This is a genomic window from Streptacidiphilus sp. EB129 (genome assembly GCF_041262645.1).
GTDB lineage: Bacteria > Actinomycetota > Actinomycetes > Streptomycetales > Streptomycetaceae > Streptacidiphilus.
The window spans coordinates 54277-72525 of sequence record NZ_JBGCCS010000010.1; the positions used below are offsets into that span (position 1 = coordinate 54277).

At 70.4% G+C, this 18249-nt stretch carries 20 protein-coding genes; 10 read left to right on the plus strand and 10 right to left on the minus strand.

What is annotated here, in order from left to right:
* Window positions 1–172: 172 nt before the first annotated feature.
* Complete coding sequence (locus ABH925_RS14850; RefSeq protein WP_370148037.1) at window positions 173–628, plus strand: hypothetical protein; 456 nt, start codon at window positions 173–175, stop codon at window positions 626–628.
* Window positions 629–829: 201 nt separating this feature from the next.
* Here ABH925_RS14850 and ABH925_RS14855 read toward each other — a convergent pair whose 3' ends face one another.
* From ABH925_RS14855 to ABH925_RS14870, 4 genes are all read right to left on the minus strand, one after another.
* Window positions 830–1393, minus strand: a complete 564-nt coding sequence (locus ABH925_RS14855) for a hypothetical protein (protein ID WP_370148039.1) — start codon at window positions 1391–1393, stop codon at window positions 830–832.
* A 1-nt stretch (window position 1394) separates the two neighbouring features.
* A complete protein-coding gene (locus tag ABH925_RS14860) occupies window positions 1395–1751 on the minus strand; it encodes a PadR family transcriptional regulator (RefSeq protein ID WP_370148042.1) in 357 nt (118 codons plus the stop codon).
* A 591-nt stretch (window positions 1752–2342) separates the two neighbouring features.
* Window positions 2343–2843, minus strand: a complete 501-nt coding sequence (locus ABH925_RS14865) for a GNAT family N-acetyltransferase (protein ID WP_370148044.1) — start codon at window positions 2841–2843, stop codon at window positions 2343–2345.
* Window positions 2844–3237: 394 nt separating this feature from the next.
* The gene (locus ABH925_RS14870; RefSeq protein WP_370148046.1) at window positions 3238–3879 is read right to left on the minus strand and encodes a TetR/AcrR family transcriptional regulator; all 642 of its coding nucleotides are present in this window, start codon (window positions 3877–3879) and stop codon (window positions 3238–3240) included.
* Between the two features lie 98 nt (window positions 3880–3977).
* Here ABH925_RS14870 and ABH925_RS14875 point away from each other — a divergent pair, with 98 nt between their 5' ends.
* Genes ABH925_RS14875 through ABH925_RS14890 form a run of 4 tightly spaced genes read left to right on the plus strand, consistent with a single transcriptional unit; the run spans window position 3978 to window position 6806 of the window.
* Complete coding sequence (locus ABH925_RS14875; RefSeq protein ID WP_370148048.1) at window positions 3978–4820, plus strand: SDR family oxidoreductase; 843 nt, start codon at window positions 3978–3980, stop codon at window positions 4818–4820.
* Window positions 4821–4822: 2 nt separating this feature from the next.
* Window positions 4823–5155 carry a putative quinol monooxygenase gene (locus tag ABH925_RS14880; RefSeq protein ID WP_370148049.1) on the plus strand — a complete coding sequence of 111 codons (333 nt, stop codon included), beginning with the start codon at window positions 4823–4825 and terminating at the stop codon, window positions 5153–5155.
* Window positions 5152–5913, plus strand: a complete 762-nt coding sequence (locus ABH925_RS14885; protein WP_370148051.1) for an SDR family NAD(P)-dependent oxidoreductase — start codon at window positions 5152–5154, stop codon at window positions 5911–5913. The genes ABH925_RS14880 and ABH925_RS14885 overlap by 4 nt, the downstream gene beginning before the upstream one ends.
* Window positions 5914–5927: 14 nt before the next feature.
* Window positions 5928–6806, plus strand: a complete 879-nt coding sequence (locus ABH925_RS14890; protein WP_370148053.1) for an amidohydrolase family protein — start codon at window positions 5928–5930, stop codon at window positions 6804–6806.
* A 318-nt stretch (window positions 6807–7124) separates the two neighbouring features.
* Here ABH925_RS14890 and ABH925_RS14895 read toward each other — a convergent pair whose 3' ends face one another.
* Window positions 7125–7427 carry a hypothetical protein gene (locus tag ABH925_RS14895; protein WP_370148055.1) on the minus strand — a complete coding sequence of 101 codons (303 nt, stop codon included), beginning with the start codon at window positions 7425–7427 and terminating at the stop codon, window positions 7125–7127.
* Between the two features lie 132 nt (window positions 7428–7559).
* Here ABH925_RS14895 and ABH925_RS14900 point away from each other — a divergent pair, with 132 nt between their 5' ends.
* Window positions 7560–7859 (plus strand): aldo/keto reductase, encoded by a 300-nt coding sequence (locus tag ABH925_RS14900; protein ID WP_370148057.1) that lies wholly within the window; start codon window positions 7560–7562, stop codon window positions 7857–7859.
* Window positions 7860–7880: 21 nt separating this feature from the next.
* On the opposite strand, the gene ABH925_RS14905 is transcribed toward ABH925_RS14900, so the two are convergent.
* Window positions 7881–8732, minus strand: a complete 852-nt coding sequence (locus ABH925_RS14905; RefSeq protein ID WP_370148059.1) for an alpha/beta fold hydrolase — start codon at window positions 8730–8732, stop codon at window positions 7881–7883.
* A gap of 88 nt (window positions 8733–8820) precedes the next feature.
* On the minus strand, window positions 8821–9507 hold the full coding sequence (locus tag ABH925_RS14910) for an alpha/beta hydrolase (RefSeq protein ID WP_370148061.1): 687 nt from the start codon (window positions 9505–9507) through the stop codon (window positions 8821–8823).
* Between the two features lie 180 nt (window positions 9508–9687).
* On the opposite strand from ABH925_RS14910, the gene ABH925_RS14915 reads away from it, so the two are divergent.
* Entirely contained in the window at window positions 9688–10578 is an 891-nt protein-coding gene (locus tag ABH925_RS14915) for an MBL fold metallo-hydrolase (protein WP_370148063.1), read from the plus strand.
* Between the two features lie 290 nt (window positions 10579–10868).
* Here ABH925_RS14915 and ABH925_RS14920 read toward each other — a convergent pair whose 3' ends face one another.
* Both ABH925_RS14920 and ABH925_RS14925 read right to left on the minus strand, forming a co-directional pair.
* Window positions 10869–11624, minus strand: coding sequence for a hypothetical protein (locus tag ABH925_RS14920; protein WP_370148064.1), 756 nt, complete (start codon window positions 11622–11624; stop codon window positions 10869–10871).
* Window positions 11621–12601: an SMP-30/gluconolactonase/LRE family protein gene (locus ABH925_RS14925; RefSeq protein ID WP_370148066.1), complete on the minus strand. Its 981-nt coding sequence runs from the start codon at window positions 12599–12601 to the stop codon at window positions 11621–11623. Before ABH925_RS14925 ends, ABH925_RS14920 begins: the two co-directional genes overlap by 4 nt.
* 220 nt (window positions 12602–12821) lie before the next feature.
* Here ABH925_RS14925 and ABH925_RS14930 point away from each other — a divergent pair, with 220 nt between their 5' ends.
* Window positions 12822–13259, plus strand: a complete 438-nt coding sequence (locus ABH925_RS14930; RefSeq protein ID WP_370148067.1) for an ester cyclase — start codon at window positions 12822–12824, stop codon at window positions 13257–13259.
* Between the two features lie 93 nt (window positions 13260–13352).
* On the opposite strand, the gene ABH925_RS14935 is transcribed toward ABH925_RS14930, so the two are convergent.
* Window positions 13353–14603 carry an MFS transporter gene (locus ABH925_RS14935; RefSeq protein ID WP_370148068.1) on the minus strand — a complete coding sequence of 417 codons (1251 nt, stop codon included), beginning with the start codon at window positions 14601–14603 and terminating at the stop codon, window positions 13353–13355.
* A 113-nt stretch (window positions 14604–14716) separates the two neighbouring features.
* Between ABH925_RS14935 and ABH925_RS14940 the strand changes: the two genes are divergently transcribed.
* Window positions 14717–15268 carry a TetR/AcrR family transcriptional regulator gene (locus tag ABH925_RS14940; RefSeq protein ID WP_370148069.1) on the plus strand — a complete coding sequence of 184 codons (552 nt, stop codon included), beginning with the start codon at window positions 14717–14719 and terminating at the stop codon, window positions 15266–15268.
* A 71-nt stretch (window positions 15269–15339) separates the two neighbouring features.
* Window positions 15340–18087, plus strand: coding sequence for an AAA family ATPase (locus ABH925_RS14945; protein ID WP_370148070.1), 2748 nt, complete (start codon window positions 15340–15342; stop codon window positions 18085–18087).
* Window positions 18088–18249 lie beyond the last annotated feature (162 nt).

Here is an 18249-nt window from a genome sequence, read left to right on the forward strand (position 1 = left end):
TGCTGACGGACGGCGAGCCCCTCCACGGCCGCCTGCCAGGCCGGGCGCGTCACCTCACACCAGGGCGGACGTTGGCTGATCCGGCATCAGCGTGGACCCTGGCCGGCGTCGCTGCGTCACGACCGGGGTCAATTGGATACCCACCTTTCCCTACTCAATCCCAAGGATTGCCATGCGGACCATCACAGCCCTCTTCACCGCTGCTGCTTGCACAACCGCTGTTCTCCTGCCCGTCAGCCGAGCGCAGGCCGCGTCCGATCCCTCCTGCGGTGCGAGTATCACCGACTACGCGGGGGTCAACTTCCAGGGCACGGACACCTTGGACGTATACAACCAATACGAGCACCACACCTACCACCGAGAGACCAAAGTGCTCTTGGATTTCTACAAGGGCCCCCTGACAACCCAGAACGGCACCTGGGTGGAAGGCTCCGAGGACGGAGTGTGGAGCTGGTGGTGGGCGAAGACCGACGACAGCGGCGGCAGCCGGGGCGTACAGGTGGGCAGCACATGGAAACTGGTGCCGACCTGCGACAACAGCAAGAAGGTAACCGGTCTGCAGCGGTACCACCGGTACGACACCCAGTACAACACCGTTGTGTCGCAGCAGAAGCTCACGCGGGTCTGACTCGTGGCGGAGACCCACACGCGGTGAGCATGCAGGGCGGCGGTGGGCGAGGACTGCCTCCGGGATTGCCTCAGCCCTCCCGCCGCTGCGCTCCTCCGCGCCTCCTCTCTTCGCGGCCGGTCACCTGGCCGGGGCCCCGCCGCCGGGGCGACGCCCAAGGCACCGGCACCATCCAGCACACCGAGCCCGCATCCTTCACGGTCACTGGTGCGCCTCGCCGGCCGTAGCCGTCCGCAGGCGGCGGGTCCATCGGAAGCGCCAGACTCGGCCGACGAGCACCGTCGCGATGATCCACAGGGCCCAGGCGAAGGGGGTCCAGGCGCCGCCGGTCCAGGTGTTCTGGCCGTCGACGAAGGTGTAGGTGACGCTGCTTTGCAGGTAGCCGATCCCGTTCCAGACGTAGGTGCCGGTGGCGTGGGGGTCGGCGGCCTCGACACCGTCGCCGAACGCCACGGCCGCCTCGGTCAGGACCGAGGTGAGGAACAGCTGGGCGGTGAGGAAGAAGACTGTGGCGGCGATCCAGTGCGGCCGCGCCGCGTCGCCGTACTCGGCGACGCGGTACTCCTGGGCCAGCCGGTGGCTGGTGCCGATGTTCCTCAGCGCCGTGGTGATGCCGACGTCCATCGCCGCGGTGCGGAGGTTCTCGCGGACCTCGCGGCGCTTGGCTATCCGGGACCTGCGGGGCAGGTCGCCGAGGCGTGCGTCGAGCGCCCACACGAGGCACTCGACGCGCAGTCGATCCGTCCAGCTCAACGTCTCAGCCATCTCAGGGTCCTTTGATCGGGTCGGCAGGGACGGGGCGGTGCAGCACCGAGCCGACGACGTCGGCCAGGGCGAACCAGCTCGCCGCGCCCTCGGTCAGTGCTCTGTGGCCGGCGGGTGTGAGCCGGTAGTACTTGCGGGCGGGTCCTGAGCTGGAGGAGACCAGCCGGGAGCTGGCCCGACCCTCCCGCTCCAGGCGGGCCAACGCGGGGTAGACGGTCCCGTCGAGGATGTCGGTGAAGCCGTCCTCGTGGAGCCGCTGCACCACCTGGTAGCCGTAGGACTCCTGCTCGGCGAGGAGTTGGAGCAGCAGGAGCGACAGGACACCTTTGAGGAGTTGGGAGTCTCGGGTCGGGGGCACGGAGTCAAACTATGCCCGCTACCTTAGATAGTCAAGTAGTGGGCGAAAGCCAGTACTTGGGGCGGCTGTGGGGAGCGGGCGGGTGCGGTCAGCGTTCGGACTCTCGTAGTTCGAGTCGGGGGTCGAAAGGGCCTGGCGGCAAGCGCAGTCCGTCGGTGGCGTACTCGCCGACGCGGCGGACGTTCTCGCGACGCGCCAACACGGTTCCGCTCAGTGCCGGCGTGACACCCCGCCAGCCGTCCGCGACGTACCGGGCCGGGCCGCCGTCACGCGGGAGAAGACACCCCCACCACCGGCGCGCCCATGCCCTGCCCTTCCTTCACTCCGTCAGGGCCGGATGCACCAGGGGGTTGTCCGTCTCCGGGAGTGCCGTTGTAGGCCCGCTGAGCGGGCAGAACATCCACCCGCCGCCGAGGGGAGGGCGCATCCTACGGCAGGGCGTACGGCACCCCGTACGGCATCCCAGTGGGCAGGGCCCATGACAGGGCGTACGGCGTCCCGGACGTGCACAGCGGCATCCCGCGGCCGTCGGGTGACGCCCGGAGGGTTGCCGCAGGCATCCCGCAGCCGGGCCGCCGGCAAGATCACGGTCTACGGGTGGAGAACCAGGTCGCGCTGATACCAGGTGCCCGGCCTACCGCCGAGGCTGGCCGGATCTGCCGGGCCGACCGGGACGAACCCAGCCTTGGTCAGCACCTTCTGGGACGCGGCATTGGCGCGGGCGGTGGCTGCCCGCAGGGTGCGCAGCCCGTGCCGCGCCGTCGCCAGCCGGCACAGTTCCCGGACGGCCGCGGTCGCCACGCCGCGCCCGGCGACGATCTGCGCGACCCGGTAGCCGAGTACGGCAGTGCCGTCCTCGCAGTCGTACAGGTTGAACCGACCCAGAACCGAGCCATCCTCGGAAACCAGCGCATAGAAGGCGCAGATGCCGGCCTGTTGCTCAGCCAGCAAGGCGCTGTACCGGTCGGCGAACTGGTCGAAGAACTCGTCGCCACGATCGGAGACCGAGGCAGCGAAGTAGGTGCGGTTCGCCAGCTCGAAGGCCAGGACCGCCGGGGCATGGCCAGCGTGCAACTGCTTCAGCTCGGGCACTTGCGCAACTCTACCCGGACGGCACGCCGAGGCCACCTGAGTTTCCATCAGCGGCGGGCAGCCCCATGACAAGCCCACCGGTGAGCGGCTCGACCAACTTCGGGGGCGGTCACGGCGTCCGCCCGGGTGAATGGGGACGAGCCCGTCGCCTTCGAGAGACCCGCGGCGGCCGTTCCGGAGGCCCTGCACAAGGCCATGGCCGCGTTCGAGGGCAGGGTTTCAGCCCTGGACGTTCACGGCCGACTCCACGCCACTGACCGGTAGTTGTCACCCGTGGTGAGGGTGGTCGTCGAGGACAGCACATCCCTTGAGGCGAACGCGCCGCCTGGGGCTGCGTCGATGATCAACCGACCGCGCCGCGGTTCCCAGCGGCGAGCTCGAGCACGGGGCCGGGTCAGGGACGCCCAGCACCTGGCTGTGTCCCGACCGCTTCGGCCGGCCGAGCGCCGCTGGGAACGGCCGCCTCCTGGTCGGTGGTGAGCAGTGCGATGACTCGGGCGATGGATCCGCGCAGCGCGTCGGGTTCGTCCAACTCCTGGGGGGCCATGGAGGGTCCCCAGGGGCTTGAAGCGGACCAGGCGGAGGCGAGCGCAAGGACGGTGGTCATCAGGAAGCCGGGCGTGAAGGCGCCCGAGATTTTCCCGTCCGTCTGTCCCTGGGCGATGCGCTGGCTCTGCTCGGCCATGTAGGCCGTGCGTGCCTTCGGCTCGTCCGCGCGGTTCTCCAGGCCGAACCATCCGACCAAGCGCATCGCCTCCGGGTGGGCCATTGCGTAGTCGAAGGCGCGGGCGGCGTACCCGGGCAGGTCGTCCGGGGTGAAGGGAAGCCGTTCGGCGATCTGCTCGGAGTTGCGCTGGATCACCGTGTTGAACAGTGACTCCTTGTTCTCGAAGTAGACGTAGATCAGGTTCTTGTTGAAGCCGCTTGCCGCTGCGATGCGCTCCACCCGCGCCCCGGCCAGGCCGTGGGCTGCGAACTCGGTGAGTGCCGCATCAAGGATTCGCGTCTTGGTGGCTTCTGCCTTTGCGCTGCCCATGGTGTGTCCTCCTGCTCCGACCGTAGCTGTTGACTAACCAGTTATACAAGCCTACGGTCGTGGATAACCGGTTAGTCAATTTTGGGAAGGACAAGATCATGAGTCGGCGCACGTGGTTCATCACCGGCATCAGCAGCGGCTTCGGCAGGGAGATGACCCAGCAGCTGTTGGAGGGCGGCGACAGGGTCGCCGGGACCGTTCGCAAGCCCGACGCGATCGCCGACCTCAAGAAGAAGTACGGCGACCAGCTGTGGGTCGCCGAGCTGGACGTCACCGACGTCTCCGGCGTCCACTCCGTCGTCGACCGGGCCTTCGCCGAACTCGGTTCCCTCGACGTGGTCGTCAACAACGCCGGCTACGGCCTGATGGGCCCGGCCGAGGAGTTCAGCGACGCCCAGGTCGAGCACGTCCTGGACACCAACCTGCTCGGCTCCATCACCGTCTCCCGCAGCGCGATCCCGCGCCTGCGCGCCCAGGGCCACGGCCGGATCATCCAGATCTCCACCTTCGGCGGCCTGGTCGCCTTCCCCGGCGGCTCGATCTACCACGCCGGCAAGTGGGGCATCGAGGGCTTCACCGAGGCTCTGGTCGGCGAGCTCGCCCCGTTCGGCATCGGCGTCACCCTGGTCGAGCCCGGCGGCGCCCGCACCAACTTCCGCTACGGCAGCTCCCGGCTCGGCACCGAGATCGAGGCCTACCGCGGCACCCCCGGCGGCGCGGCCCGCAAGATGATCGAAGACGGGACGAGCGTGCCGGTCGGCGACCCGGCAAAGATGGCCGCGGTCATCATCGCCAGCGCCGGCCAGAACCCGGCCCCCAAGCGCCTCGTGCTCGGCTCGGACTCCTACAACTTCGTCCACAAGGCCCTGACCGACCGCCTCGCCGAGCTGGAGGCCCAGCGCGAGGTCGCCTTCACCACCGACTTCGTCGAGGAGGCCTGACGATGATCGTCATCCACGCCCAGTACACCTACCCGGCCGACGAGGACCCGCGGATGCGGGACCTCGCCCCCGGCGTCGAGCGCTTCTGCCGAACCTTCGACGGCTGCGAGGCCTTCACCCTCTCCTACCCCGCCGACCGCGACGGCGTCCTGCTCAGCACCGAGGTCTGGCGCGACAGCGCCGCGGTGATGGCCCACCTCAAAGCTGCCCACGACGCCCCGGAACTGGCCGCCTGGCACACCCTGATCGAAGGCACGGACTTCACGATCTACGACGGTTCCGCGATCTCCCTCGACCAGCTGCGCGGACAGGCACCGCAAGGACCACGCTCATGACCGGCCAACCCGTCGCCGTGGTCACCGGCGGCGCCCAGGGTATCGGCCTCGCCATCGGCCGGCTCTTCGCCAAGACCGGATACCGGGTCGCCCTCATGGGCTCCCGCTCCGTCGACAAGGGCCAGCCCGTCGCCGACAGGCTCGGCGAAGGACACCTCTACGTACAGGGCGACGTCGGCGACGAGGCCAGCGCCAAGGCGGCCTTCGCCGAGATCGCCGACAGGCTCGGACCCACCGCCGTCCTGGTCAACAACGCAGGCGTCGGCTCCTCGGCCGATGCCGCCGAACTCGACCAGGACCAGTGGGACGCGTTCTTCGCCGTCGACCTCAAAGGCGCCTGGCTGTGCGCCAAGTACGCCCTGCCCCAGATGCGCGCGGCCGGCACCGGATCGATCGTCAACATCTCCTCGATCCACGCCCACATGACCCGCGCCGGGATGTTCCCCTACGCCGCCGCCAAGAGCGGCATCCTCGGCCTGACCCGCTCCCTCGCCCTCGACCTCGCACCCGAGGGCATCCGTGTCAACGCCGTGTGCCCCGGCTACATCCGCACCCCGCCGATCGAACACCTCTACAACTCCCGGCCCGACCCACAGGCCGCCTGGGCCAGGCTGAACGAGGCCCACCCGCTGGGGCGCATCGGCGAACCCGACGAAGTCGCCCAGGTCGTCGCGTTCCTCGCCTCCGACCAGGCCAGCTACGTCACCGGCGCCGTCTGGAACGTCGACGGCGGCCTCAGCGCCCGCTTCGCGACCTGACCGGGAGCCCCCTCATGCGCGTGATCACCCTCGAAGAACACTTCGTCTCCCAGCGTTTCCTCGACACCGCCGACGTCGACCTTGGCGGCCGGCACGCCCTGGACCTCTCCGGCAGCGAGGTCACCGACCTCGGCGCCCTCCGCCTCAAGCACATGGACGAAGCCGGCATCGACGTCCAGGTCCTCAGCCACGTCGTCCCGACCTTCACCCCGCTGCCGCGCGAACTCGACACCGACATCGCCCGCGCCGCCAACCAGCAGGCACACGCCGCCGTCACGATGCACCCCGACCGGTTCCAGGCATTCGCCGCACTGCCCATGACCGACCCCCAGGCCGCCGTGCGCGAACTCGACCACGCCGTCGGCGACCTCGGCTTCCGCGGCGCACTGATCAACGGGCGCGCAGGCGGCGTCTTCCTCGACCACTCCACCCTCTACCCGGTCCTCGAACGCGCCGCCCAACTCCACGTCCCCCTCTACCTGCACCCCGGCCTGCCCACCGCGGCCCTGCGCGCCGAGCACTACGCCGGCTTCGGGCCCTCCGTCAGCTACGCCCTGGGCACCGCCGCATGGGGCTGGCACGCCGAAACCGGTCTTCACGCCCTGCGCCTGATCGCCGCCGGAGTCTTCGACCGACTCCCCGACCTGCACATCATCCTCGGCCACACAAGGCCGGGCCTTCCTCGACGCGATCGAGACCAACCCCGCAGACAAGGAGAAACTCGCCCACGCCAACGCCGAGCACCTGCTCGGCCTCACGGCCCGCGACTGACCCCACCCCACGGACCGACCCCGGCCGCACCCGGACCCGACCGGCGCTGTCACACCAGCATGGCGGCCCTCCCGCCTTCCAACAGCGGGCCATCGCCTCCCCGGAGGTCCGCAAGCGCTTAGAGCCGGCCAGGGTGGAGGCTCTGGAGACCCTTCTCGAGCGGATCCGCCAGCTTCGGGGCTCCGGGGGTGCGGGGGGCCGGACGCTTCAGGAAGCCGCTTGGCAGTTCAGCGACCTGTGCGAGGCGCTCGCTGCATTGGACCTACGGCTGGCGTCCTCGGGTCCTCGGGTCCTCAGCCGGAAAGCGCGCTGATCTGGGCTGACGCGCTCGGGGCACTGATCACGGGATGGCAAGCCAAGGCTCGCCGGGAGACGAGGCAAACGGCATCACCTCAAGAGCCCCGGCTCCAGGGAGCTGAAGGCCCCAGCCGGCGTTCGCCTCAGCCTTCGAAGGTCCGTTCGTTCAGCACGTCCAGGTTGCGGAACACAGGGGGTCCGTCGCACAGCGTGGCGAGCTGTGCCGCGAACTCCGCCGTCTCCGGACGGTTGGAGTTGTCCATCGCCTGTTCGTACGACGGGAACTCCACGATGTTCAGATAGACGTTCTCCTTGCCTCGGTCCCGGGTCTGCAGGGCCCGTGTCGCCAGGCGATTGCCCGCGTTCTTTTCAACCCAGGTGTCCAGTAGTGCGTTGAACTGGTCAATACGGCTGGTCTTGTATTCGATGATCTGAACGAACCTCATGGTTCGGCCTCCTCGCTTCAAGTGGCCCGGAGCTGCCGCCCTGCCGCCTCCAGCGTCTGCCACAGCGCCGGCGGTGGCACATCGCCCCGCCGAGACCGAGTCCGCTTCCCACCCACCTGGCGCACATCTCGCGTGGCGGGGCGCCGTCCGGGAGCAAGGACACTGCGCGAAGCGCTCCCTGCGGGAAGGCGCCGCCCGGTCCCCCGCGCGCGGACCCGGTGGCGCAGCACGGCGGGGTCCCGGAAGTGGGGACAACCGTCTTGCCCTCAGCCGCCTTCACGACTATTTGCCCTCGCCTGGCCGCTGCGCCGGTCCCCGGTGATCCTTCCGATCCCGGGGACGCCGTCGGTTGCCCAGCGCGAGGAGAACGTCGCGGCTGCGTCGGTGCGGCTGACGGACGAGGAGTGCACGACCCTGACCAAGGCTGTCTGAGAGGTCTGCCTGCTGTCTGCCTCAGGTGTCGAGGAAGGCGTGCACGTCGGCGGCGAAGGCGTCCGCGTGCTGGAAGAGGAACCCGTGGGCGGAGTCCGGGTAGAGCTTCACGAAGGCGTTCGGAATCAGGCTCGCGGTGAGGTGCGAGTACCAGGGGAGGATCATCCGGTCGTCGTCGCCGTTCGCGACGAAGACCGGCTGCTCGATCGCCGCGAGCCGCTGAAGCAGCCCGAAGTTCGGCGTGCCCCACTTCAGCACCGCGTCGTACTGGGCGTTCCGCGTCTGCCAGGTGGTCGGTTCGTCCTGACCCGCCGAACGGCCGAAGATCCGGCCCAACGACTGCTGCCCGGCGGCCTGGCTGGAGGAGGAGTCGGTGTAGAAGGCGTGCAGGACGCCCTCGGCGCCGGTCGTCGGCCCGCCGATCGCGGCGATGATGTCGGGGGCCCAGCCGTGCATGCCCGGCGCGCCCTGCGGCGCGGTCGAGGCCAGCACCAGCTTGGCCACCAGAGAGGCTCGGGTGAGGGCGATCTCCTGGGCGACGAAGCTGCCGATGGAGAACCCGAGCAGGTCGATCCGGTCGAGCCCGAGCGCCTCGACGAAAACGATCGCGTCGTCGGCCATCCGCCCGATCGTGGTGGGGGTGGTTCCGGTGGTTGCACCCACGCCCACGTTGTCGAAGGTGATGACGTCGTGGGAGGCGGCGAGCACGTCGACGAGGGCGGGGTCCCAGTTGTCGAGGTTGCCGCGGAAGTGCTGCAGTAGGACAAGCGGGCGACCGCCCTGAGGCCCGAGCCGCCGGTAGACGTAGGTGACCCCGTTGGCTCCCTCGACCGTCGAGGTCTTGGCATCGAGGTAGGTGGTGCTCTGCTCCATGGCCTGTCGTCCTTTGCGTCGGTCGTTGCGGTAGGTCGTTGCGGTCGGTCGGTGAGTCAGTGAGTGAGTGAGTCGGTGGTCGGTCGGGTCAGGACGCCTGTTCGGCGAGCCACCGCTCTGCGAACCCCGTCCAGGCCGCGGCTTCGCCCGCGCCGTGGGCGAGGCCGAGGCTGTGCGGGCCGTGGGGGAAGACGTGGACGGTGTGCGGCACCTCGTGCGTAGCCAGCGCCGAGGCCAGGCGGTAGGTGTGCTCGGGCGGGACGTAGACGTCCTCCGCGGTGTGCCAGAGGAAGAACGGCGGCGACGCCGCGGCCACCAGCGCGTCGAGCGACGTCGCGCGGCGCAGGTCCGGCGGGGCGTCCTCGCCGAGCAGGATCAGGCGCGCGGGCCGGTAGGTCTCCGTCTCCATGGAGGTGATCGCATACCCGAGCAGGGCGAACTGCACCGAATCGCGCGGGTCGTCCAACGAGGCGAGGGCGGCCAGCCCGGCGAGATGCCCGCCGGCCGAGAAGCCGACGACACCGATCCGGTCGGCTCCCCGTTCGCGCAGACGCCGGATCTCGCCCCGCAGCCCGAGCAGGGGCGCGGGGTGGCGGACGTTCAGCGGGTAGCGGAAGACGCTCGCCGACAGACCCGGCCCGGTTGGCCGCAGCCGCCCGGTCAGCCCCGACAGCCAGGCGGCGACCGGCTCCGCCTCGTGCGCGGCGTGCATGGCGTAGCCACCGCCGGGCAGCACGATCACGTGCGTCGCCGCAGGTACGAGTCCCTCGCTCACCGAACCTCCGCCCACCGGGCCGACCGACCGTCCCCGGTCCCGGGGCTGTACCAAGGTCATCACCACGGCGCGTTCCCCGACATCACGTGAACAGGTGAGGCGCGGCGCGCGGGCGCCACAGGAGGATGGGGATTCCGGCGAGAGCGTGCCTGATCGCCCACAACGATCGGACGGAGAATCATGTCCTCAGAACCCACCCTCGGCTACGACGTGTTCGTCTCCGACCCGGCGCCCATGCACGGCTCCGGAGAACTGCCCAACGGGGAGCACCGCAGCTACCAGCCGATCGCGACCACCCTCGTCCACGGCGAACGGGACGCGGTCCTGGTCGACCCGCCGCTGACCGCCGCGCAGGCGCAGGCGGTCGGGGACTGGGTGCAGGCGAGCGGAAAGCGGCTGACGCACATCGTCGCCACGCACGGGCACGGCGACCACTGGTTCACCGCGGACGTCCTCGCCGGCCGCTTCGGCGCGCAGGTCGTCGCCTCGGCGGGCGCGATCGAGCAGATGCACGGCAACCTCGCCGCCAGGGAGGTGCTGTGGGACGCCCTGTGGCCGGGCCAGATCCCGCCGTCCCCGGTCACTGCTGTCACCCCGCCCGGCAACGGCATCTGCCTCGAAGGGCGCGACCTCGCCCTTGTGGACGTGGGGCATGCGGACAGCGACGACTGCGCCGTGTTGCACGTGTCGGACCTCGGTCTCGTCGTGGCCGGGGACGTGATCTACAACGGCGTGCACCTCTACCTCGGCGAGTCGGGCGGCGATCTCGGCCCCTGGCGCAAGGCCGTCGACACGGTCACGGCTCTGCGGCCGACCCACATCGTGGCGAGCCATCAGAACCCGCAACTGGATGACGACGCCGGCCGCCTCGTCGCCGAGACCCGTGAGTACCTCGACGCCGCCGAGACCGCGCTGGCCACGTACGAAACCCCGGTCGCGTTCTTCGACGCGATGGTCGCGCGCTACCCGGAGCGGCTCGGCCGGACCGTGCTGTGGGTCAGCGCGCAGGCGCTCTACCTTGCCCGCGAGGGCGGCGACCCGGTGCAGAGCCTCCTCGCCGCCTGGCTGTGAATGGGGAGACCATGGGGCACGCACCTGCCTGCCTCGCCACCGCCGCAGGCGGCAGAGGCGTCGGAGGACTGAGCCGGCTCGTCGTCGAGACGCTGCCGGCGCGTCGCGGACACCCGGGTCCGGCCTGCTGGAAGCGTCTCCCGCTCGTCAGCTCAACGCCCACGGGGGAGGCGCCCAGCGAGGTCAACCGCCACCTGTAGGAAGGAACGGAACCGAGGAAGCCGGGCAGGCCGAGCAGGAGTCAGACGCCTGATCTCGACAGCCGAGCCCGCCCCGGCGGCACCCGGGCCTCACCCCCGTGCGTCGACGACCTCGATGTCCGTGAACGTCATCCCGATCAGGACGGGACCGGCGGCGGAGGTCCCGTCCGGGTTGCGCGGGACGATTTCCCTCCGGGTCGGGAACGGGATTCCGTCCACGGTCTCGTAGCCGGACAGCACGTGGGCCGTCGGCTGTCCGCCGAAGATCTCCGAGTCGTAGTCCAGGCGCTGCAGGATGCCCTCCTCGTCGAAGTACATCGCCTGGAGCCGGTTGTGGGTGGCGATTCCCCCAGGAAACGAGTAGCTGACCCGCTGCCAGTCCCCGGTGGGGGTTGCGAAGGGCGTCACCTCCTCGACGCCGAACCCCGGCCAGGCGACGAGGAACGGCAGGTTCAGGTAGTTCCAGAGCGCGAAGCCGGTGAAGTACGCCAACTGGAGCTCGTCCCATGCAGTTTCGGCGGTGTCGTTCGCGAAGGCGGCGCGCGGCCGGGTGCGTGCCTGCTCGACCCGGCCGTCGGCGCGCAGGACGGCCGAGAGCCCGGGGCTGTACGCGCTGCGCCGGTCGGCGCCGAGGAAGGGCGTCAGGACGGTCCGCTGCTCGCCGGTCTCGACGGTCACCCTCGCACGCGAGAGCGGGTGCTGACGGGTCTTCGCATCCCAGGCCAGGCCGTCGAAGGCCACGTCGGCCGAGACATAGGCGACGTCGCGCCACCGGTCCAGGCCGCCATGGGCCTTGAGCGCGGCACGGACGACTTCGTTGGCCGGCTCTTCAACGGGCGCTGTCATTTCCACTCCTCTGCTGCTGCGGGCAGTTGGGCGGTGATGAGGTTGGGGTCCTTGCGCAGGGTCCACGCGGCGGACGGGATGTAGACGGTGTTGCCGCGAACGGCGACGGACGTCGGGTTCTCCAGCCCGTCCTGGCCGGTGAGCACGGCGGTGTAGCTGCCGTCCGGTTCGACGATCGCGACCTTGTTCTGGCTGTCGAGGGCGGCGACGATCCGGTTGCTGTGCGGGATGAAGGCGAAATCGTCGATCCCGGGCAGTCCGGTCGCCCTGGTCTCGAACGGGCCGGCGGCGCCGTCGCGGCGGATCGGGATCCTGAGGATCGTTCCGAGTGCCAGGTTGGTGACCCACACCGCACCGTGGTGGACCTTCAGGCCGTTGGCGCCGAGGGTGCCCCTGGGTGCGAGTTCGGGGCCGACGGTCCAGGCCGTCGCCACTCCGCCGCTGATCGGCATCCGCCAGACCGTACCCAGCGCGGAGTCGGCGCTGTAGAACTCCCCCTGGACCGGATCGAGCCCGAGGCCGTTGGGCAGGCTGTCAGCGGGCAGCGCGGTGATCCGCTCCGGCGTGCCGCCCGGCCGCAGCCGCCACAGGCCCGTCAGGTCGGCGGTGCCTGTCGCGTAGAGGAAGTAGAGCGTGCCGTCGTCGGTCCGGACGAGTCCGGCGACCAGGGGGAAGCCGAGCAGCGGTGTGTGCACGCCGCCGTCGGCGGGGGGCGGCAGCTGCGCCAGAACCTGCTGCCGGCCGTCCGGGTGGAGCCGGACCACCTGGCGGGCGACGGACATGCTGAGGTCGACGGCGCCGTCGGGTTCGAGCGCGATGTTCTCCGGTTGCTGTCCTGCGGCCAGGTCGAAGTGGTCCGCGATGTGGACGTGGGTGAAGCCGGGCGTCGGGGTGTCGGCCTGCGCCGGGACGGTCAGGACCAGGACGGCGGCGCTCACCGCCAGGCCCACGACCTTGAGAGAGTAGGTGGACTGCATGGTGCTCCTTCACCTCTCGTCGGGGTGCTCGTCGAAGCGCGCGTGCCCCGGGATTTCGTGATGACGCGACAGTTGGTGTGCACCGATGAGACCGTGGCGGGAGTTGTCCCGGACATCACGCGAACAGGTGAGGGACCGCAGCCGGGCCCCGGGATAACTTCGATCTGTCCGTGGCCGATTGGCTCGACGCGACACCGTCTGCGACAAGGGGCAGGGTCAGATGACCAAGAGTGACGAATCGTTCATGACCGTCGAAGAGGCGCGCAGGATATCCGCCCCGCTGTACCAGGCGCTGAACAGGCCGAGCGAGAAGGACGTGGCGGAACTCCTGGCACAGGCCTGCAACGACGACTACCACTCGTACCACACCAATCAGGACTTCCTGACGCGTGACCAGTTGGGCGACGTGTTCCGGGCCATGGGAGAGGCGGTGCCCGATCTGGCCTGGGAGGTGGTCGACATCCATGTGGTGGACGACGCGATGGTCGTGCGCGGCGAGGCGACGGGGACCCCGGTCAAGGAGTTCTGGGGCGCCGCTCCGACCGGCAAGTCCTTCAGGACCATGGCGATCGACGTCTTCACCGTCCGCGACGGACGGCTGGCGAAGGGCTACCACATCGAGAACTGGGCGACGGCGCTTCAGCAGCTCAACTCCTGACACCTGAGAAGCCCCTCGGCGTCGGCGTGGTGATGCACTCACCACGCCGACGCCGAGAGGCTTCTGAGGTTCCGCGTCTTTCTTGACGGCTGCTCAGGCGTGGGCGTCGGCACGGTGCTGTGCGAGCAGTCCGAGGGCTGCCACGGCCAGGATCACGACGCCGTAGCCGAGGACGGTGGCCCGCAGACCCAGGGGGTCGATCAGGAGCCCCGCGACGATCGCCGGGATGCCGAAGCTGAGGTAGGCGATGACGTAGACCGCGGCGAACAGGCCGGCCCGCTCGTGGGGTGCCGCCAGCGGGGCGATCTTGCGGATGGCGCCGGAGAACGAGGCGCCGAAGCCCGCGCCGCCGATGACACCGCCGAGCCAGAGCAGGGCGAGGGAGTCGTCGGCGACGCCGGCCTCGATCACGGCGGTTCCCAGCAGGACGGCGGCGGTGCCCACGACAACCGTGCGCCGCGGGCTCAGTCGGCCGAGGAACAGGCCGGCCGCAGCTGCGGCGGCGGGTTCGACGAAGGCGGTGGCGCCGTTCAGCAAGCCGCTGTGCAGGTGCAGGATGTCCTCGATGATCGTCGGCACCAGCCCCATGAACAGTCCGGCGAGCATCCAGGCGGCCATGTGGACGGGAATGCTCGCCAGGTACTCACGCCGGGCGGCCGCCGGAACGGAGACCCGGGGAATGAGCGAGCGGACCGCGCCCGGCTTCCCGTCGGCGGTCTCGCGGGAGAAGACCGTGACCACGGTTCCCAGCGCCATAATCAGGGCCAGGGCCGTGAAGACGATGAGGCCGGCCCGACTGGAGAACTGGACGGCTGCGCCGGTGAGCAGCGCCCCCAGGCCCAGTCCACCGGCCGGGGCGATGCTGGTGATGACCGTGCTGAGCCGCTTGTGGCGCTCGGGTGCGTGCTCGACGACGGCCGCCGAGAAGGCGCTGGTGGCGGCGCCGGTGGCGATGCCCTGGATGGTGCGGGCCGCGATGACCCAGATGATGGTCGGAGCGACCGCGAACATGACCATCGCCGCGAGCTCGACGAGGAGCGATCCGATCAGGATCGGGCGCCGGCCGATGTGGTCGGAGAGCGATCCTGCCACCAGCAGGGCGGCCAGGAGGCCGATGGCGTAGGCGGCGAAGGCGACCGTCAGCACCCAGGCGGGGAAGTGCCACTGGTGCTCGAAGACGACCAGCAGGGGTGTGGGTGCGCCCGCTGCCACGTACAGCGCCGCGAAGGCGGCCGCCGCGCCGGCGAACGCCGCGTGGGAAGGAAGCCGGCGGCGGGGCCGGGCGACGCGGTCGGGCGATGCCGCGGTGCAACCGTGACTGGGCTGTGCTTCGGTGATGGTCATGACCATCCCCCTCCTAAAAGCCAAGCTTTGTGCCTTAGGTAGAGCGTAGACCTGTCGCGATTTATTGCCAAGCCTTGTGCTTTAGCAAAGGCCTGAGCGTTAAGATGGGGTGCATGAGCGGAGAATCGACCCCGAGGCGCCGGACAGGCGGGCGCAGCGCGTTGGTGCTGACCTCGATCCGCAAGGCGGTCGAGGAACTGGTCGCCGAACAGGGCAGCGACGCCGTGACCGTCCCGATGGTGGCGGAGCGTGCGGGAGTGAACCACTCGAGCATCTACCGGCGGTGGGGTGATGCCCGAACCATGATCAACGATCTGGCGACCTACCGGTTGGACCCGGATCGCCCCCTGCCCGACACCGGGGACCTGGCCGCCGACCTGACCGCGTGGGCGCAGGAGCTGCTCACCCACTACCGCAGTCCGCTGAACGCCGCCCTGCTGCGGGGCGGGGCGGCGGCGGCCGGCGAGAGCGAGTCGGACTGCCTGCGTGACCGCCGCTCGGAAGCGGCGGCCCTCGCCGCTCGCCCCGGCGCCCGGTTCAGCGGCGACGACGTCGTCAACCGGGTCCTCGCCCCCGTCATCTACCGGGTGATCTTCCTGCCCTGGACCCTGTCGGACATGGATGTGCCTTCCCTGGTGGACGACCTTCTCCGGTCCGCTGCCTGAGCCGCCCGGAGCGACCCTCTCAACCGATTCAGTCGAACGACCGTCCGTCGTGGGAGCGAGGAGTGATGGGGATGCGACACCAACCGTTGCGAGGCCGCAGTGAGCCGATGGAGCGGGCCCTTTCCGTGGTCCGCGCCGCACGGCGCCACGGCTCCGGAGGGGTGGTGCTGGTCAGCGGGACCGCGGGCATCGGCAAGAGCGCCCTGCTCGCGGAGGTGTGCACCCAGGCGGCGCGGATTCAGGTGCGGCCCGCCCGCGGCGCCTGCGATCCCGTCGAACAGGTCAGCCCCGGCGCACCCGTGATCACCGCGCTGCGGGCCGGCGCCGAACCGCTGGTCACAGCGGAGCAGTACGCGGAAATCGTCGACGCCGTGCACCAGCCGCTGCTGCTGGTCGAACGCATCGCCGCGGCCCTGGAGTGCGCGTCGGGCCAGAGCCCGGTCCTGCTCGCGATCGACGACGTGCAATGGGCCGACCAGGTCAGCACGTTCGTCATCCGCACACTGCTCACCCGGCTTCTCGGGCTGCCGGTGGTGTGGCTGCTGGCCACGCGCAAGGACGATGCCGGTGTCCTCGGCTCGGTCCACACCAGCCTCGAACACATCCGGCTCGCCCCGTTGCGGAGCTCCGACCTGGCTGCCATCGCGCAGGACCGTCTCGGACACGAGCCGGACGAACGCACACGTGGTTTCCTCGACGCCTCGGCAGGCAATCCGCTCCTGGCCGTCGACGTCCTGGACAACCTCGCGCGCGCGGCCGCTCGAGGTGAACGCGACACCGTGCCCGAGGAGTTCGGTGCGGCGATCGCCGGCCGGCTCGCGGACCTGCCCGACGCGGCGCGGGGGCTGGTCGAGACGGTGGCGGTCTGCGGACGCGCTGTCCCGGTCCAGGAGGCGCTGCGTCTGGTCGCGGACCCGATCGGCTCGGGGCGTGACGGCGCGCTCGCGGCAGCGCTGGAATCCGGGTTGGTCCAGATCGACGACCAGGGCCTGACCACACGTCACGATCTGGTGCGGGAGGCGGTCTGCGCGGCCCTGCCCGACCGCACGGTGCGCACCCTGCACAGTCGGTTCGCCCGGCATCACCTCGACGCCGGCCGGCCACTGCTGGCGGCGCCCCACGCCCGAGCGGCGGCGACCCGCGGCGACGTGGCAAGCGCACTGATCCTGATCACGGCCGCCGAGGAACTGGCTACAGCCAGTCCCCGCGACGCAGGCGACCTTGCCGCGCTCGCCTTCCGCACCCTGCGCCCCGAACAGACCGAATGGCTCGACGTGGGCCGACGCAGCCTGTCCGTGCTCCGCCGGACCGAACGCGCCACCGAGGCGATCACTGTCGCCGACGCCATGCTCGTGCACCTCGACGACGCCGACCTGGTCGGTGCGATCGGGACCGAAGCCGCACGCGCCCTCTGGCTCGGCGGCAAACCGGGCGAGCTGCTGGCCCGCATCACCCCGATGCTCGAAGCCGACGCGCTCACCCCCGCCGTGGGTGCGCGCCTCACGGCCGCTCGCGCCCTGGCCAACACCCGACGGACGGCCGGAGAAAGCGGCGCGCACGAGGCCGCAGGCGCTCTCGACCTCGCCCGAGCCAGCGGAGACCAGGACGCGCAGGCTCTGGCCCTTCAGGCGGTCGGGGAGGCGGCCCGCAACGAAGGCCGCCACCAGGACGCCCTGCGCAGCTTCCGGGAGCTGCGGGCGCTGGCCGGCCCCTGCCAACTCGCCGAGGAGATCACCTCACTGCAGTTCCTGGACCGCTACGACCACGCACAACTGCTGCTTGACGAGGCGAGGTCGGACTGCGATGACACCTCCGGGGCAATCCCTCCGGCGCTTCACTGCGCCCAGATGTGGCAGGACTTCAACCTCGGACACAGCGACGACGCCGAGGCCGGGGCACGCACCGTGCTGGAGCTCGGCCGGCATCTCGGCAACGGCGTCCACGCGCTCGACGCGTTGATCGTTCTCATCGCCGTGGCTCTGCTGCGCGGCGACACCCAGGCCGCCTCGGAGCACCTGGCGCAGGCCGACCGACTCATCGAAGCCGACGAGAGCGTCTGCAAGCCCGGCCTTGCCGTGATGCGCGGCTGGCTTGCGGCGAGCCGAGGAGACCTCGCCACAGCACTCCAGGTGCTTGGACCGGTGGCTTTCGAAGCCGCCGGCTCGTGCAACTACTGGCCGCTGTGGCCGTGCTGGATGGGCATCTTCTTCGGGGTCGGCAGTGCTGGTGCGGACGAGGACTTCACCAGCACCGTCGTCCACATCGCCGAGCTCGCCGCATCACGCAACCCGGGAGTGGCCAGCTTCGAGGGAGTGGCGCGGAACCTGCGCGGACGGGAGAAGGGCGACCTGACGATGCTCGCCGAAGGCGCGCAGATCCTCGACCGGAGCCCGCGTCCGATCCTGCGCGCCTACGGCGCGGACTGCTACGGGCGCGCCCTGTTGGCCGAGGGCCGGCGCGACCAGGCGCTCGAACTACTCGACCGGGCGTGGGACGACTACCACCGCATGGACGCGCGTGTCTACCGCGACGACGTCCAGCACACGATGCGCCAGGCCGGCACCCGCCGCGCCAAGTGGGCCCGCACGAGCCCCCGGCCCGACAACGGCTGGGCCGCCCTGACCGATGCGGAGCGGCGCGTCGCCCTGCTGATCGCCGCCGGCCACTCCAACCGCTCCGCGGCCGGCGAACTCGGGGTGTCGATCAACACGGTGGGAACGCACCTGCGGATGGTCTTCGGCAAGCTCGGCGTCCAGTCACGCGTCCAACTCGCCAACGCCGTCAACCGTGGCGAGGCGGGGGCAGTCAGTGGTCGGTGAAGCCGTGCGTCAGCCTGCGGGTGGACGCCGGGCCGTTGGTCGTAGGGGATGTACATCGGGACATCGCGGCCGCGGCGTCGCGCCGGGCGACCGCCTCCCCCGGGTCCACACCGAGTGCAGCACCGGCGATGCCAGCGCCGATGTGGAAGCGCCGCGGCGGGG

What these genes read in the sequence shown, in the direction of transcription:
- ABH925_RS14850 (WP_370148037.1), top strand. Translation starts at nt 173, where the DNA reads ATGCGGACCATCACAGCCCTCTTCACCGCTGCTGCTTGCACAACCGCT.
- ABH925_RS14855 (WP_370148039.1), bottom strand. Translation starts at nt 1,393, where the DNA reads ATGGCTGAGACGTTGAGCTGGACGGATCGACTGCGCGTCGAGTGCCTC.
- ABH925_RS14870 (WP_370148046.1), bottom strand. Translation starts at nt 3,879, where the DNA reads ATGGGCAGCGCAAAGGCAGAAGCCACCAAGACGCGAATCCTTGATGCG.
- ABH925_RS14875 (WP_370148048.1), top strand. Translation starts at nt 3,978, where the DNA reads ATGAGTCGGCGCACGTGGTTCATCACCGGCATCAGCAGCGGCTTCGGC.
- ABH925_RS14880 (WP_370148049.1), top strand. Translation starts at nt 4,823, where the DNA reads ATGATCGTCATCCACGCCCAGTACACCTACCCGGCCGACGAGGACCCG.
- ABH925_RS14885 (WP_370148051.1), top strand. Translation starts at nt 5,152, where the DNA reads ATGACCGGCCAACCCGTCGCCGTGGTCACCGGCGGCGCCCAGGGTATC.
- ABH925_RS14890 (WP_370148053.1), top strand. Translation starts at nt 5,928, where the DNA reads ATGCGCGTGATCACCCTCGAAGAACACTTCGTCTCCCAGCGTTTCCTC.
- ABH925_RS14895 (WP_370148055.1), bottom strand. Translation starts at nt 7,427, where the DNA reads ATGAGGTTCGTTCAGATCATCGAATACAAGACCAGCCGTATTGACCAG.
- ABH925_RS14905 (WP_370148059.1), bottom strand. Translation starts at nt 8,732, where the DNA reads ATGGAGCAGAGCACCACCTACCTCGATGCCAAGACCTCGACGGTCGAG.
- ABH925_RS14915 (WP_370148063.1), top strand. Translation starts at nt 9,688, where the DNA reads ATGTCCTCAGAACCCACCCTCGGCTACGACGTGTTCGTCTCCGACCCG.
- ABH925_RS14920 (WP_370148064.1), bottom strand. Translation starts at nt 11,624, where the DNA reads ATGACAGCGCCCGTTGAAGAGCCGGCCAACGAAGTCGTCCGTGCCGCG.
- ABH925_RS14925 (WP_370148066.1), bottom strand. Translation starts at nt 12,601, where the DNA reads ATGCAGTCCACCTACTCTCTCAAGGTCGTGGGCCTGGCGGTGAGCGCC.
- ABH925_RS14930 (WP_370148067.1), top strand. Translation starts at nt 12,822, where the DNA reads ATGACCAAGAGTGACGAATCGTTCATGACCGTCGAAGAGGCGCGCAGG.
- ABH925_RS14935 (WP_370148068.1), bottom strand. Translation starts at nt 14,603, where the DNA reads ATGACCATCACCGAAGCACAGCCCAGTCACGGTTGCACCGCGGCATCG.
- ABH925_RS14940 (WP_370148069.1), top strand. Translation starts at nt 14,717, where the DNA reads ATGAGCGGAGAATCGACCCCGAGGCGCCGGACAGGCGGGCGCAGCGCG.
- ABH925_RS14945 (WP_370148070.1), top strand. Translation starts at nt 15,340, where the DNA reads ATGCGACACCAACCGTTGCGAGGCCGCAGTGAGCCGATGGAGCGGGCC.